The sequence below is a fragment of the Micromonospora craterilacus genome (assembly GCF_003236315.1).
Lineage (GTDB): Bacteria > Actinomycetota > Actinomycetes > Mycobacteriales > Micromonosporaceae > Micromonospora > Micromonospora craterilacus.
Genome location: NZ_POTY01000014.1, coordinates 1 through 14,647 on the forward strand (window position 1 = coordinate 1; position 14,647 = coordinate 14,647).

10 protein-coding genes and 2 tRNA genes are annotated in these 14,647 nt (G+C 70.3%); 3 read left to right on the top strand and 9 right to left on the bottom strand.

Going from position 1 to position 14,647, the window contains the following annotated elements; genetic code table 11:
- Positions 1–4,103 (top strand): cation-translocating P-type ATPase (locus tag C1I95_RS04205; protein ID WP_111212435.1); only part of this gene is annotated, 4,103 nt, incomplete at its 5' end.
- Between the two features lie 18 nt (positions 4,104–4,121).
- Here C1I95_RS04205 and C1I95_RS04210 read toward each other — a convergent pair.
- The gene (locus tag C1I95_RS04210) at positions 4,122–5,108 is read right to left on the bottom strand and encodes an L-threonylcarbamoyladenylate synthase (RefSeq protein ID WP_111212465.1); all 987 of its coding nucleotides are present in this window, start codon (positions 5,106–5,108) and stop codon (positions 4,122–4,124) included.
- 34 nt (positions 5,109–5,142) lie between these two features.
- Positions 5,143–6,222 (bottom strand): phosphatase PAP2 family protein, encoded by a 1,080-nt coding sequence (locus tag C1I95_RS04215; protein ID WP_111212436.1) that lies wholly within the window; start codon positions 6,220–6,222, stop codon positions 5,143–5,145.
- A gap of 252 nt (positions 6,223–6,474) precedes the next feature.
- On the opposite strand from C1I95_RS04215, the gene C1I95_RS04220 reads away from it, so the two are divergent.
- Together C1I95_RS04220 and C1I95_RS04225 are read left to right on the top strand one after the other, a co-directional pair.
- Complete coding sequence (locus tag C1I95_RS04220) at positions 6,475–6,852, top strand: hypothetical protein (protein WP_111212437.1); 378 nt, start codon at positions 6,475–6,477, stop codon at positions 6,850–6,852.
- Positions 6,853–6,955: 103 nt separating this feature from the next.
- Positions 6,956–7,567 carry a hypothetical protein gene (locus C1I95_RS04225; RefSeq protein WP_111212438.1) on the top strand — a complete coding sequence of 204 codons (612 nt, stop codon included), beginning with the start codon at positions 6,956–6,958 and terminating at the stop codon, positions 7,565–7,567.
- Positions 7,568–7,587: 20 nt separating this feature from the next.
- Here the strand turns inward: C1I95_RS04225 and C1I95_RS04230 are convergent, their stop codons facing one another.
- The 7 genes from C1I95_RS04230 to gyrA form a co-directional block, all read right to left on the bottom strand.
- Entirely contained in the window at positions 7,588–8,544 is a 957-nt protein-coding gene (locus C1I95_RS04230; RefSeq protein ID WP_158566284.1) for an ArsR/SmtB family transcription factor, read from the bottom strand.
- An 85-nt stretch (positions 8,545–8,629) separates the two neighbouring features.
- Positions 8,630–9,895, bottom strand: a complete 1,266-nt coding sequence (locus C1I95_RS04235) for a glycosyltransferase 87 family protein (protein ID WP_146605629.1) — start codon at positions 9,893–9,895, stop codon at positions 8,630–8,632.
- Between the two features lie 748 nt (positions 9,896–10,643).
- Positions 10,644–10,719: transfer RNA gene (locus C1I95_RS04240), tRNA-Ala, on the bottom strand.
- A 40-nt stretch (positions 10,720–10,759) separates the two neighbouring features.
- Entirely contained in the window at positions 10,760–10,888 is a 129-nt protein-coding gene (locus tag C1I95_RS36140; protein ID WP_217705935.1) for a DLW-39 family protein, read from the bottom strand.
- Between the two features lie 44 nt (positions 10,889–10,932).
- Positions 10,933–11,006, bottom strand: a tRNA-Ile gene (locus C1I95_RS04245).
- Positions 11,007–11,179: 173 nt separating this feature from the next.
- Positions 11,180–12,106, bottom strand: a complete 927-nt coding sequence (locus C1I95_RS04250; RefSeq protein ID WP_111212441.1) for a DUF3566 domain-containing protein — start codon at positions 12,104–12,106, stop codon at positions 11,180–11,182.
- 4 nt (positions 12,107–12,110) lie between these two features.
- Positions 12,111–14,630 carry a DNA gyrase subunit A gene (gene gyrA, locus C1I95_RS04255; protein WP_111212442.1) on the bottom strand — a complete coding sequence of 840 codons (2,520 nt, stop codon included), beginning with the start codon at positions 14,628–14,630 and terminating at the stop codon, positions 12,111–12,113.
- Between the last annotated feature and the right edge of the window lie 17 nt (positions 14,631–14,647).

Below are 14,647 nucleotides of genomic sequence, written 5' to 3' on the forward strand. Positions count from 1 at the left end.
CGCCCGAGGAGGGGCCGCGTACCCCGCGTACCCTCGGCGCCCTCGCCTCCGACGCGCTCGGCCTGACCATCTCCGCGGCCACCCGGATCCTGCCCATCACCCCGATCCCGGGCGAGGTGTCCGGCCTGCTCAGCGCCATCGACCTGCACCCGAAGCTGCATGCCCTCGCCGGCCGGGGACTGCGCGCCGACCCGCGCGCCGACGTGCTCTTCCCGCTCGCCGAGGCGGTCGTGCAGGGTCTGACCGGCGGCTGGACGGGCATCGTGCTCGACGGGGCGCAACGGATCGTGCAGTGGGGTGAGGCCCTAGCCCAGCAGCATGCCTGGGAAAGGGCCGAACCCCGGCTCACCGGTGATCCGGACCGCGCCGTCGCCCGTACGCCGCGCGACGAACGCCCCTGCCCCAAGCCGGACGGCCCCGCGGAGCGGTACATCACCCGGATGCTCGGCAGCGGAGCGGCGGCCGTCGCCGCGGCCACGCCGGTCGTCGGCCCGAAGCGGGCCGCCGCGCTGGGCCTTTCCGCGCTGCCCAAGGCGCCGGGCAGCGGGCGCGAAGGGTACGCCGCCCAACTCGGCCGGATCCTCGCCCGACGCGGCGTCATTGCGATGGATCGCAGCGTGCTGCGGGAACTCGACCGGATCGACACGCTGGTCCTGGACAACCGGGTGCTCGGCTCCGACCGGGGCGTACTGGCCGACCTGGCCCCGCTGCCCGGCGCCGACACGTCCCAGGTCGCGGCGCGGGCGTTCGCGCTCTTCGAACCGGCGGCCCCGGAAGAGGTACGCCACCTCGACGGCTGGCGGCTCGGCCCGCTGGACCACCTCGACGCGCGCGACCCCGGCGACACCGACGACAGCCGGCGGCTGCGCGAGCGCGGCGGCAACCTGCTCGGCCTCGCCGCGGGCGACGCCCTGGCGGCCGTGTTGCGGGTCGAGCCGGAGCCGGCACCGGGCGTCGACACCCTGCCGACCGTCGCCCGGAAGGCCGGTTTGCGGCTCGTCGTGGCGGGCGGCGACGGCCAGCGGTACGGCTCCGCCGACGCGCTGCTGCCCGGCGGCGACCAGCTGGCCGAATCGGTACGCCGGCTGCAACGCGAGGGTGCGGTGGTGATGCTGGTCTCCGCCGACCGGGCGGCACTTGCCGCGGCGGACTGCGGGCTCGGCCTCGCCGAACCGGAGGCGCTGCCACCATGGGGGGCGCACCTGCTGGTCGGCACGGACCTGCGGGTCGTCGCGCTGATCATCGAAGCGGCCGGGGTGGCCCGCCGGATGACCGCGCAGAACCTGCGCATCGGCCTGGCCGGCACGGGCCTGGGCGCGCTCGGTGCCTTCACCGCCGCCCCCGCCCAGTTGCCCGGCCGCACGCTCTCCTCGGTCAACGGCGCGGCGGCGCTGGCCTTCGCGCACGGGGTGTGGCGGGCCGGCCGGCTTTCCGAGCGCACCGAGTCACCCGCCCCCGCGATCACCGCCTGGCACCTGATGCCCGTGCCGACCGTCCTCGACCAGCTCGACACGGGACGCGACGGGCTGACCGACGCCGAGGCCGAGCGCCGGCAGGCCGCCGGGCCAGGCGAGATGTCCGGCCCGAGCGGACTGCTGCGCGCCTTCGTCGACGAGCTGGCCAACCCGCTCACCCCGGTGCTCGCCGCCGGGGCGGTGCTCTCCGCCAGCTTCGGCTCGCTGGTCGACGCGGCCCTGGTCGGCGGAGTGGTCGGCGGGTCCGCGCTGGTCGGCGCGGTGCACCAGCGCAACACCGAGCGGTCGCTGGCCGAACTGCTGTCCCGCTCGGCAGTCACCGCCCGGGTATGCCGGGCCGGCGCCGAACGGGTGGTACCCGCCGACGAACTGGTACCCGGCGACGTGATCGTGCTCGAATCCGGCGATGCCGTACCCGCCGACTGCCGGGTGCTGGAGTCCGTCGGGCTGGAGGCCGACGAGTCCTCCCTGACCGGTGAGTCGCTGCCGGTCGCCAAGACCGACCAACCGGTGGTGGCCGCAGCGGTGGCCGAACGCCAGTCGATGGTCTACGAGGGGACCACGATCGCCGCCGGACGCGGTGTCGGCGTGGTCGTGGCCACCGGTGCCGACACCGAGGCCGGTCGCAGTCTCGCCCTGGCCCGGCAGGCGCCACCGGCCAGCGGGGTGGAGGCCCGGCTGGGCCGGTTGACCCAGACCGCGATCCCGCTGGCCGCGGGGTCGGCCGTGGCGGTGGTCGGCGCCGGGCTGCTGCGCGGCGTACCCCTGGCCCAGACGGCCGCGACCGCGGCTAACCTGGCCGTCGCGTCGGTGCCCGAGGGGCTGCCGTTCCTGGTCAGTGCCGCCCAGTTGGCCGCCGCCCGGCGGCTGGCCGAGCACGGCGCGCTGGTCCGCAACCCGCGCACCATCGAGGCGCTCGGCCGGGTCGACGTCCTCTGCTTCGACAAGACGGGCACCCTCACCGAGGGACATCTGCTGCTGGCCGCGGTGGGCGACGCCGACGGGTACGCCTCCGTGGAAGAACTCGACGAGCGGCTGCGGCGGACCCTGGCGGCGGCGCTGCGGGCCACCCCGGCCGCCGAGAACCCGGAGGAACTGTCCATGCAGACCGACCGGGCGGTGCTGCGCGGCGCCACCACCGCCGGGGTGACCGAGCAGGACGGCACACCGGGCTGGCGGGCGGTCGGCGGCCTGCCGTTCGAACCGTCCCGCGGCTACCACGCCACGGTCGGGGAGACGCAGGGACGGACGTTGCTCAGCGTGAAGGGTGCGCCCGAGAGCGTGCTGCCCCGCTGCGCCGCCCGCCGCACCGCCGGGCGGGACGAGCCGCTGGACGACGCGGGCCGCGCCGAGTTGCAACGGCTGCTCGCTGAGCGTGCCGGGGCGGGGCACCGCATCCTCGCCGTCGCCGAATGCACGCTCGGTGACCCGGACATCGCCGACGAGGACGTACGTGGCCTGGTCTTCACCGGCTTCCTGGCGCTCGCCGACGGGGTACGCGCCAGCGCCGCGCCGGCCGTACGCCGGATCCGCCAGGCGGGCGTGCACACCATCATGATCACTGGTGACCATCCGGCGACGGCCGAGGCGATCGCCGCCACCATCAGCGACCATCACACGCAGCGGGTGGTCACCGCCACCGAACTCGACCAGCTCGACGACGACGCCCTCGCCGCCCGACTGGCCGCCACCGACGTGGTGGCCCGGTGCACCCCGGCGCACAAGGTCCGCATCATCCAGGCGTTGCAGAAGTGCGGGCGTACCGTCGCGATGACCGGTGACGGCGCCAACGACGCGCCCGCCATCCGGCTGGCCGACGTGGGTATCGCCCTCGGTCAACGGGGCACCCCGGCAGCCCGGGCCGCGGCCGACCTGGTGGTCACCGACGACCGGCTGGAGACCATCATCGCCACCCTGGTCGAGGGCCGGGCGATGTGGTCCTCGGTACGCCATGCGCTGAGCATCCTGGTCGGCGGCAACCTCGGTGAGATCGCGTTCAGCGTGCTGACCGCCGCCGCCACCGGCCAGGCCGCGCTCAACGGGCGCCAACTGCTGCTGGTCAACCTGCTCACCGACATGGCACCCGCGCTGGCCATCGCCGTCCGGCCACCCGGCGGCGACCACGCCGACGGTCTGCTCCGCGAGGGGCCGGACAGCTCGCTCGGCGAGACCATGACCCGGGAGATCGGGCTGCGCGCCGCCGCCACCACACTCGGCGCGACCGCCGGCTGGGCACTGGCCCGCTACACCGGCAGCCGGCAGCGGGCCGGCACTGTCGCCCTGGTCTCCCTGGTCGGTACGCAGCTCGGGCAGACCGTGCTGGCCGGTGGCACCAGCCCGTCCGTGCTCGCCTCGACCGCCGCGTCGATCGGCGTGCTGGCCGCGGTGGTGCAGACCCCCGGGGTGAGCCAGTTCTTCGGCTGTACCCCGCTCGGGCCGGTGGGCTGGACCATCGCCACCGGTTCGGCGGTCGGCGCCACCCTCGCCAACGGCGCCCTCACCCGGGTGGTCGCCCGACTCCCGCAGCTCAACGGCGCGGAGCAGGACGACGGGACGGAGCACGACGGCGCGAAGCGTCAGGACGACAGCGCGAAGCACAGCGGGGCGCAGGTGAAGGCGGAGTCCTGACCCGGCTGCCGGTCGGCGTCAGTCGGCTGGCTGCCAGGTGGCGGCGGCGCGACGGAGCCGGTCGTTGACGGCCCGGCCGACGCCCGTCTCCGGCACCGGCTCCGCGACGATCTCGGTGACCCCGGCCGCGTCCAACCGGTGCAACGCGTCGAACAACCGCGCCGCGGCCTCGGTCAGGTCACCGGTCGCGGAAAGCACCTCCACCGCGGCCCAGCCGTCCGCCGGCCGGTCCCGGAAGGCCAGATAGCCATGCCGCATCCCGTCGCTCGGCGCTGGTTCGGCACGCACCGGCCGGGCCGCCGAGTCGGCGGCCAGCAGCCGCAGGGGCGTACGCGGGGCGTAGTGCGCGGCCAGGGTGCCCGGCGCCACCGGCTGCCCCGAGCTGCCCGGCCGCACCGTCACCGGGCCGACGACCTTCTCCAGTTCCTCGACCGGCAACGCGCCGAGACGCAGCACCACCGGGCGATCCCCCCTGGCGTCCACGATCGTCGACTCGATCCCGCAGCGGGTCGGCCCGCCGTCGAGCACCACGTCCACGGCGGCGCCCAACCCGCGTACCACGTGCTCGGCGCGGGTCGGGCTGAGCTGGCCGAACCGGTTGGCGCTCGGCGCGGCCACCGGCACGCCCGCCGTCGCGATCAGCCGCCGGGCGTGCTCGTTGTCCGGCACCCGGACCGCCATCGTGTCCAGCCCGGAGGTGACGATCGGCGGGATCGCCGCCGGCCGGTCCACGATGAGCGTCAACGGTCCCGGCCAGAACCGGGCCGCCAACGCCGCCACCGCCGGCGGCACCGGCCCGACCAGCGGCTCCAGGTCGGCCGCGTCGGCGAGATGGGTGATCAACGGATCGAAGCTCGGCCGCGCCTTCGCCTCGAAGATCCGGGCCGCCGCCTGCGCGTCCAACGCGTTCGCGCCCAGGCCGTAGACGGTCTCGGTGGGAAAAGCCACCAACCCACCGGTACGCAGGACGGACGCGGCCTCGGCGAGTTCGCCGTCGGCGGGCAGGAGGCGGGGAGATCCGGTACTCACACCGTCGACGCTAACCTGCGTCCAGGTGCCGGCCCGGCGGCGCCTCGGCCAAAGCCGGTGAGGCGTTACCGGTCGGGCTCCGGTCTGCGTCTGATCCGGCACGTCGACGCGACCGCCAGTTGCGCCACCAACGTTCTGCCCAGCCGGTGATCAGGAACACGCCGACGACGTAAGCCCAACCCACCAGGACATCGATGACGTAGTGCTCACCCGAATACACCAGGGTGAAGGTCATCGCCAGCGGGTAGAGCAGCAGCAGCGGCCACCACCGCCGGCGTACGTTGCGCAGGAAGAACAGCACGACGAACAGCGCGAACGCGGTGTGCAGCGACGGGATCGCGGCCACCGGGTTGGCGGCGAGTTGTCCGAGGCGGATGAGGCTGAACGCCCCGTGCATCCCGAACTCCTGCCCGCCGCGGAGGCTCAGCCGCTCCACTGGTTCGAGGTATTGGTGCACCGCCGCCCACCACGGCGGGGCGGCGGGGTAGAGAAAGTACGTGATCAGCCCGGAGAGGCTGAGTACGAACCACCGGCGCATGAAGGCCGCCCAGCGAGGGCGGGAAGTCAGCCAGAGCACGATCGCGGCGGCGAGCGCCACGACGAAGTGCGAGAAGTACACGTACGTCACGACCACCTCCCACCACTGGACGCGGGCGGGGTCGTACAGATTCTGCTGCAGCCAGACAGTGGGCACCGTGCCGCCGGTGGCCCAGCCGAACATCCACTCGTCGGCGTGGATCAGTTCGGTCACGTGCGGTTCCCGGATGCCGTTCGCGAACCCACGAGACAGGTTGTAGATGGTCAGCAGGATGATCACGGGAATCCAGTCCCGCAGGAACAGCAGATGTGACCGCCACGGCTGGTCAATCCGCCAAGCCACCGTGAACGCCCACAGCCAGAAAAAGGCGTATCCCGGGTCAGTCGGCAGGCCGAACGCCAGAAAGGCCGCGACGAAGAGAACGGACCAGCCGATGAGGCACCACCGCCGGTTGCGGAACCGGCCGATACCCGCCGGTCGTTGAGGCGGGGTCGACTCGGCCCCGGCAGCGGCTCGCTCGGCCGTCCCGTCCACGGATAACTGGTCGGTCATGGCTGGAAGGCTAACGCACCAAGCCGGGACGCCGACCACCGGCACCAGGCGGCCACGGTGGACTCTGACACACAAAGAAGAATTGTGGTACGACTATTTATCGGCCATCACCAGTGACATTAGCTCTCAAACTAATCACCTATTAGCCCGGGGCTTCGGATGACATAGTCAGTACCGGCTGGACATCGAGATCGACCTTCGGATCTCCAAGTCCAATCATCGGTAGCCCATTTCGGGAAAGGTGGTCGAATCATGAAGGCTCCGAAGAAGTTCCTGACACGACTGGGGGCGGTGGCGATCGCCGGCGCGGTGGCCGCGACGGTGCTGCCGGCGACGCCGGCGCTGGCTCTGGGCAACAACCGGGTGGTCACCCGCGGCTGCGGCGAAAACTACGTCTCCAGCGGCTACTACTCGGCCGGCAGTGGCCGCTACACCAGCTGGGCGCAGACCTCGAAGCGCGGCGGCAGTTGCAGCGGGCGGCTCAGCTCCGCGCTCGTCCGCAGCAACGGCGCGCAGACCACCCGCGTGTACGGCTCCAACAGCGTCGCGTACGCCGAGTACACCGAGGCGCCGATCGCGCGGCAGGGCCTGCACTGGGGTTGTGACAGCTGCGGGGCGACCACCAGCTGAACAGGCGATGGCGCGGGTCGGCTCGTCCGACCCGCGCCATTCTCCATTGGCAGTCGAATCGCAGCGACGTGGGAGTTTCGCTATGACACGCAGGTCTACAGCTGTGGCCGTCACGATCGCAGCGCTGACAATGTCGGCGGGTTGCACCACCGGGGTGGCACCGCAGCCTCGGGACGCCTACGCCGAGCAGACGGTCAGCCAGGAATGGGCGCTGGCCGACGGCGTGGTCACCGACGAGGAGTACCAGACCGCCGTGGATCGGTTCCTCGCCTGCATGGTGGCCGAGGGCTACCGGACGACCCAGCCGGTCCGCAGTCCGATCGACGGGCTCACCCTGCTCTACGACGTCGAACCGGCCGGCGACATCGAGCAGTTCAACGAGAAGCAGGAGGCCTGCAACCTTCGGGAGCTCTCCCGAATCGAGCCGGGTTACGTCGAGGCCCGAGAGCAGCACATGGACGAGCGGGTGCGTACCGCGACGCAGGAGTGCCTACAGGAAACGCAGGTGCCGCTGACCGGCGAGGAACGAACCGCGGCTGACTTCGCCGCGGCCGCCGACGGTTCTGTGGCCAAGGCGATGTCGTGCATCGTCCCGTCAGCCCGGAAGTTCTACCCGGATCTCCCCGGCCGGATCGTATTAAGGACGCCACTGCAGGATGCCTCTTCGGCCACTCCTGACGCAGACGGCGGCGGACTCAGCGGGACGTCCCGATAGCGTCCGCCCTGCCGCTGGACTCAAGCGCTCTTCTCGCTCGTGATGTCCACCGCCCCGGTGGTCGACATCACGAGCGCGTGACCCATCGGGCTGATCGCATGCTGCATCTCGTTGGCCCGCCGCCAACTGTGAATGAGGCCGGCGGCTCGGAGGATCGCGAGGTGTCTGCTGGCGGTCGCCGGGGTGATCCCCCACCGAGCGGCCACCCCGGTGGTGTTGTCCGCCCGCGTCAGGCCGCACAGGATCGCCGCCCTGGTCCTACCCAACAGTTCCGGCAAGGGACAGGAGCCGCGGGCGGCCAGCCCGCTAAGGGCGATGGATCGGGAAATCGAACTCATCGGGTAAATAATCTTGACATGGTCGTCATCCGTCTCGCCCAGCAACGCACCGCTCTGGCAGAACAATGACGGCAGGATCAACACACGGCGTCCGCGCAGGTGCAAGGTAGCGGCCACCGAATCGAGCAGGCTCAGAACGGGTCGGTACCAGCGCAGCCCCGGCCCGAGGTCGGCGAGCAGCCTTTCCGGGCCGCCCTGCTCCGCCACGCGCACGAGCCTCGACCGCTCGAAGTTGAACCCGGCGAGGAACTGGCGCCAGTACGGCGCGATGGCGGCCTGGTGATACGAGTGCAGGGCCGCTTTTATCTGCTGTTCCCGACTCGCCCGTAGACGAGACCACGGACGACGGTCTGCCTCGCCCGGCAGTACGCCGCCGCGGAGGGTGTCGAATCCGACGCCACGAATGATCCTGCCCACCGTGTCGATCACATCGGCAACTCTGCCCCCTTGCAGGATCGCAGGCAGGACCGATGTGGATCCGCGTAGCCGGCCGCGGGCGACAAAATGCCAGGCGGCGAACTGTGGATCCACCCGGGTGTCGATCAATTGATGACTGAAAGCAATTTCAGCCTCCAGCAGCGGCTGCCGGGCAATGCCTATTCGGGCAAGGGAATCGTCGTCAAAATAAACCACGGTCACTATGGCCCCCATGTAACTTCGCACTAGTGTGAGTTCATCGTGGTTGCGATCACCTGGACTACAAATGGCGGCGCTTCGTCGCCCGTTACCGTTCCGGCCGGCCGGCTCCTTCCGTCTCGGCGATGCCATCCCGCTGTGCTGGCGGATGCATGGGCTCTACCGTCGGCTGTGCCGTTCCCGCCTCCACCGGAGATTCGGCCGGAACACGGCGCACGGCCACGAACGGGATGAACACCGCGACGGCCACGGCGAGCCAGAGGCGAGCATCGCCGAGCAGAAAGCCGCCGGGCAGGCTTGCCCCCCGAGAGGTGACCGGAAGGATCATCACCACCAGCACGACGGCCGGCCAGAGGAGCGACCAGCGCGGCCGGGCACTCACCGCCAGCAGCGCCGCCAGGAGCAGCCACACCTGATGGTGCGTCCAGGAGACCGGGGAGAAGACCAGGCCAGCCGCACCGACCAGCACGGCGGCGGCCAGTGGCTGGTCGTTGCGGTAAGCCCGGGTCGCCCGGATCAGGGCGAGCACGACGATGGCCGAGCCGACCACCGCAACGACGGAGGAACGGATCAAGTCGGGCAGCCCCCACCGAAGAAGCGCGCCGTTGAGCGACTGGTTGCCGCCGGTCTCGATGTTTCCGACCCGATTCACGTTCCAGATCTCGGTGAACCAGAAGCGCACGGATTCATCGGGCAACACCAGCCACGCTATGCCGGTGCAGGCGACGAATGCGGCGACGGACGTGACCGCCGCCCGCCGCTGGCCGGAGAACCAGAAGTACGGCACAAACACGAGCGGGGTCAGCTTGACCGCGCAGGCGACGCCGGTGAGGATCCCCCGGTAACGCTCGGGGACCAGTCTCAACACGTCGGCCAGCACGGCGGCCACGAGGAACACGCTGATCTGGCCGAACCGGAAGTTGCTGGAGATCGGCGACGACGCGAACAGGGCCAACGCGAACAACGGCGTCAGCCACGGCGTACCCGTAGCACGGAACTCCGAACGCCGGACGGCGGCGACCGCCACCGCGACAACCACCGCGAACGTGGCGACGCTCCAGATCACCGCGATCACGGCGAAGGGCGGGAGAGCCAGTGGAGCGAAAAGTAGACCAGCGAAGGGCGGATAGGTGAACGGTGCTCCGGTCGCCTCGGCGGCGAAGTCGTACAGGCCGTCGCCGTTCCAGAGGTCGTTCACCGCACCGAGGTAGACCTGCAGGTCGGAAAGGCGGTCGACGAACGGTCGCCGCAGGGCCGCCCAGGTCTGCAGGACCGCGACGGTTACCGCCGACGCCCAGACGGCTGCGACCAGCCATCGGCGACCCGGCACACGGCGTTTCCACCACAACGACATCAGCAACGCTCCGAAACAGTGGTCGTCAAACTGCCGCACGTCACCGTCGGTCTACTAGCCGACAAAGACGCAGCTCTGTGTTTTCGGCGAACCGCCGTACTCCAGGTCCAGATCGCTGACGGCGACAGGGGCCAAGCCTCCCACCGCAGCCCGAACCGCAGGCAATCTCGTAGTCATCAACTACCGCGGTAGTGCGAAGGCACTCGGACCGAGAGACGAGGCAGGTGGTGCCGTCAGTGCGGATGGGCCGGGACGCCGGATGGCGATCGTGCCGGCAGCCTCACCCACGAAGCGCCCGCTGTTTTGGCTGCAAGAGGCGCCCAAGCCACCGAGTCGCAGGCCTCGGAACTGGGCCGGCGGAGGTGGGAGCGGCGGCGGACGGCACGACGGCGGTCACCGCCACGTCCGAGGATGCAGCCTTAAATGCCGTTGAGGACGGACCCCGTATACACAATGCAGACTCCCCCGTTGACCATGCTTCGATCCCTGACCGCGACGGAGATCGCTCCAGGTCAACGGTCTTCGATCCGTCAGCACGCTAACACCCGGCGAATACCAGACGCAACCACGCCATCACCGGCCGGTCGGAGCGCCGGAACCAACGAGCCGAGCCGACCTGGTCCAAGTATGGCGGGGCGATGTTTCCACGGATGGGCACCGGTTCGGCAGCGGGTCCGAGTAGCGCCAACGCAGCCACAGCGGCCGACCCCTCAGCCGGCCCGTCCACGGCCGTAGGACGATGCGATTGTGGTGGAGCCCAGGGGACTCGAACCCCTAACCCCTGCCTTGCAAAGGCAGTGCTCTGCCAGTTGAGCTAGGGCCCCGTGAGCGGACGGTGCCGCCGGGTGGTCGGAACGGACGTGGTCAGCGCAGGTCCGGCGAGGTGGTCGCCTCGTGCCAGAGGGCGCGTTCGTCGTTCGCTTCCTTGATCTTCTTGGCCACCACGGCGGCCACCCCGACGACGCCGGCCAGGATCAACAGCTTCTTGAACATCGGGGACACCCCTCACGCTCGACGTGCCGTCGGACCATGTGCGGTGGGGCTAGCTGGAATCGAACCAGCGACCTCAGAGTTATCAGCTCTGCGCTCTAACCGACTGAGCTATAGCCCCGCGTAGCGACGAGCAAGGTTAACCCATCCGCCCACGCCGCCCCAAATCGGGGTCAGGCCCGGAATCGTCGCCTACACCGTCGCCCCTGAACTTACCGGAGAGCCGCTGGCGCACCCACCCAGATAAGAAGCCGGGCCGGCCGCTTCCGCGGTCGGCCCGGCTTCTGAGTCGGGTCAGTCGCGCTCGGCGAGGGTCAGCTCGATGCCACCCACCAGGTCGGCGCAGACGTTGTACACGAACGCCCCGAGCGTGGCGAGCGCAGTGAACAGCACGACGTTGACCGCACCGATCAGCATCGAACTGAAGATCACGCCCTTCGCGGTGATCTGGAAGCCGTTGGTGCTCTGCCCACCGCCGGCGTTGACCAGGTCGCCCAGGCTGTCGTTCACACTCGCGAACACGCCCATCGCGTCCAGCGCCAGATACAGCACCGAGGTTGCGACGACGATGACGATGAACAGCACCACCGACACGGCGAACGCGAACTTCATCACGGACCAGGGGTCGATCCGCTTGAGGTTCAGCCGGGCCCGGCGCGGTCCGCGCGAGGCGGCCGAGCTGACCGAGGTACGCGCGGCGCGTACCGCCTCACCCACCCGCGCGGCGCCCACGGCGGGCGCGCTGATGCCCGGAGGCAGCCCGCCGCCGTTCGCCGGGCGGCCCGCGCCCGGCGGCCGGGTCGCGTCCGGCTTCGCACCGAGCCCGGTCACCCGTGGCTGGGTGCCGGTCACGCCGGTGCCGGCTGTCGGCAGCACGCCGGTGGTACCCGCCGACGACTGGCCCGGTCGAGTGCCGATCGGCTGGGGGGTCGACGGCTTGCCGGCGGCGGCTGTGGCGGTGGCGGTGCTGCCCGCCGGACTGGGGGCCTCGGCGCCGGTCGTCTCCTCGGCGGCGGCGGCCTCCTGGCCGTCGGCGGGCTTGTCCGGCGGCGGAGCCATTCCGGGAGCCCGGGTGAACTTCGGGGCAGGCGCGTCGGCGGGAACCGTGGCCCGGCCCACGGCCGCGCGGCCGGTCGTTGGCGTGCCGCTCTGTGCGGCCTCCTCGTCGACCGGGTTAGCCGAGGTCCCCGCGTTCCCCGACTTCGCCTGTGTCTCCGTCATTCAACTAGTCCTGTTCGTCAGGCTCGTCGGCATTGCGAGCAATCGCCACGATAGTCACGCCGTCCGGAAGGTCCATCAGCTTGACCCCCATTGTGTTCCGGTCACGCGTACGGCGTACAGGCTTCACCGGAGTCCGGATGACGCCACCGTTACTGGTGATAGCGAAGAGCTCGTCGTCCGGGTCGATCACCACCGCACCGACCAGACCACCGCGTCGCTCGGTGATCTTCGCAGTCAGCACACCCTTACCTCCCCGGCCCTGGACCGGGTATTCCTCGATCGGGGTACGTTTCGCGTATCCCCCGTTCGTGGCCACCAGAACGTCCAGACCCTCCCGGACAACCTCCATGGCCAGCAGCTCGTCCTCCTCGCTGAAGCGCATCCCGATCACGCCCGAGGTCGCCCGGCCCATTGGCCGAAGCGCCTCGTCGGTGGCGTTGAACCGGATCGCCTGGGCGTTCTTGGAAACCAGCAGCAGGTCGTCGGCGGGGCCGGCGAGCGCAGCACCGACCAGCTCGTCCTCATCGCGCAGGTTGATCGCGATGATGCCGCCGGACCGGTTGGAGTCGAACTCCTCAAGCCGCGTCTTCTTCACCAGGCCGTTCTTCGTCGCCAGGACCAGGTAGGGGGCTACCTGGTAGTTCGGAATCTCGATGATCTGTGCGATCTGCTCGTCCGGTTGGAAAGCAAGCAGATTGGCCACGTGCTGGCCCTTGGCCACCCTACTGGCCTCCGGAAGCTCGTACGCCTTGGCCCGGTACACCCGCCCCTTATTGGTGAAGAACAGGATCCAGTCGTGCGTCGAGCAGACGAAGAAGTGGCTGACGATGTCGTCCTGCCGCAGCGTGGCGCCGCTGACCCCCTTGCCGCCGCGCCGCTGCGAGCGGTAGAGGTCGGCCTTCGTCCGCTTGGCGTACCCGGTGCGGGTGATCGTGACGACCACGTCTTCCCGGGCGATGAGGTCCTCCATCGAGACCTCGCCGTCGAACGGGACGATCTTGGTGCGTCGGTCGTCGCCCCACTTGGCGACGATCTCGCCCAGTTCCTCCGAGACGATCCGACGCTGCCGTTCCGGCTTGGCCAGGATGTCCTTGAGGTCGGCGATCTCCAGCTCCAGCTTGGCCAGGTCGTCGAGGATCCGCTGCCGCTCCAGCGCGGCGAGCCGGCGCAGCTGCATGTCCAGGATCGCGGTGGCCTGGATCTCGTCGATCTCCAGCAGCCGGATCAGGCCCTGCCGGGCGTCCTCGACGGTGGGCGAGCGCCGGATCAGGGCGATCACCTCGTCCAGCGCGTCCAGCGCCTTGGACAGACCGCGCAGGATGTGCGCCCGTTCCTCCGCCTTGCGCAGCCGGAACGCCGTCCGCCGCCGGATCACCTCGATCTGGTGCTCGACGTAGTAGCGGAGGAACTGCGCCAGGTTCAGCGTGCGCGGCACCCCGTCGACCAGGGCCAGCATGTTCGCGCCGAAGGTCTCCTGGAGCTGGGTGTGCTTGTAGAGGTTGTTCAGCACCACCTTGGCGACCGCGTCGCGCTTGAGCACGAGCACGATCCGCATGCCGGTACGCCCGGAGGACTCGTCGCGGATGTCGGCGATGCCGCCGAGCTTGCCCTCCTTGATCAGCTCAGCGATCCGCTCGGCCAGGTTGTCGGGGTTGACCTGGTACGGCAGCTCGCTGACCACCAGGGCCGGGCGGCCGCGCTTGTCCTCCTCGACCTCGACCACGGCGCGCATCCGGATCGAGCCACGCCCGGTGCGGTACGCGTCCTGGATACCGGCCTGGCCGACGATCAGACCGTGGGTCGGGAAGTCGGGACCCTTGACGATCTCCAGCAGCGCCTCGAGGGTGGTGGCCTCGTCCGCCTCCGGGTGCTCCAGGCACCACTGCACCGCCGCGCCGATCTCCCGCAGGTTGTGCGGTGGAATCTTGGTGGCCATGCCGACCGCGATGCCCTCGGAGCCGTTGATCAACAGGTTCGGGATCCGCGACGGCAGGATGGTGGGCTCCTTGGCCCGACCGTCGTAGTTGTCCTGCAGGTCGACGGTGTCCTCGTCGATGTCCCGCAGCATCTCCATCGCCAGCGGGTCGAGCTTGCATTCTGTGTACCTCATGGCGGCAGCTGGATCGTTTCCGGGCGATCCGAAGTTGCCGTTGCCGTCGACCAGCGGGTAGCGCAGCGACCAGGACTGGGCCATCCGGACCAGCGCGTCGTAGATGGCCGAATCGCCGTGCGGGTGGAACTGACCCATCACGTCGCCGACCACGCGGGAGCACTTCACGTAGCCGCGGTCCGGCCGGTACCCCGAGTCGAACATGGCGTAGAGGATCTTGCGGTGGACCGGCTTGAGCCCGTCCCGGACGTCCGGCAGGGCCCGCCCGACGATGACGCTCATCGCGTAGTCGAGGTAGGAGCGCTGCATCTCCACCTCGAGCCCGACCGGCTCGATCCGGTCGTGCGAGACGACGGCGGCCTGCGCCTCGGGGACCTCGGGCTCGTTAGGTGTGGACTCGGGGGAATCGGTCACTGTTAACCCTTATCAGA

Bases quoted from the DNA above. Each gene is read 5' to 3' on its own strand.
- C1I95_RS04250 (WP_111212441.1), bottom strand. From the start codon at position 12,106: ATGACGGAGACACAGGCGAAGTCGGGGAACGCGGGGACCTCGGCTAAC.
- C1I95_RS04220 (WP_111212437.1), top strand. From the start codon at position 6,475: ATGAAGGCTCCGAAGAAGTTCCTGACACGACTGGGGGCGGTGGCGATC.
- C1I95_RS36140 (WP_217705935.1), bottom strand. From the start codon at position 10,888: ATGTTCAAGAAGCTGTTGATCCTGGCCGGCGTCGTCGGGGTGGCCGCC.
- C1I95_RS04235 (WP_146605629.1), bottom strand. From the start codon at position 9,895: ATGTCGTTGTGGTGGAAACGCCGTGTGCCGGGTCGCCGATGGCTGGTC.
- C1I95_RS04215 (WP_111212436.1), bottom strand. From the start codon at position 6,222: ATGACCGACCAGTTATCCGTGGACGGGACGGCCGAGCGAGCCGCTGCC.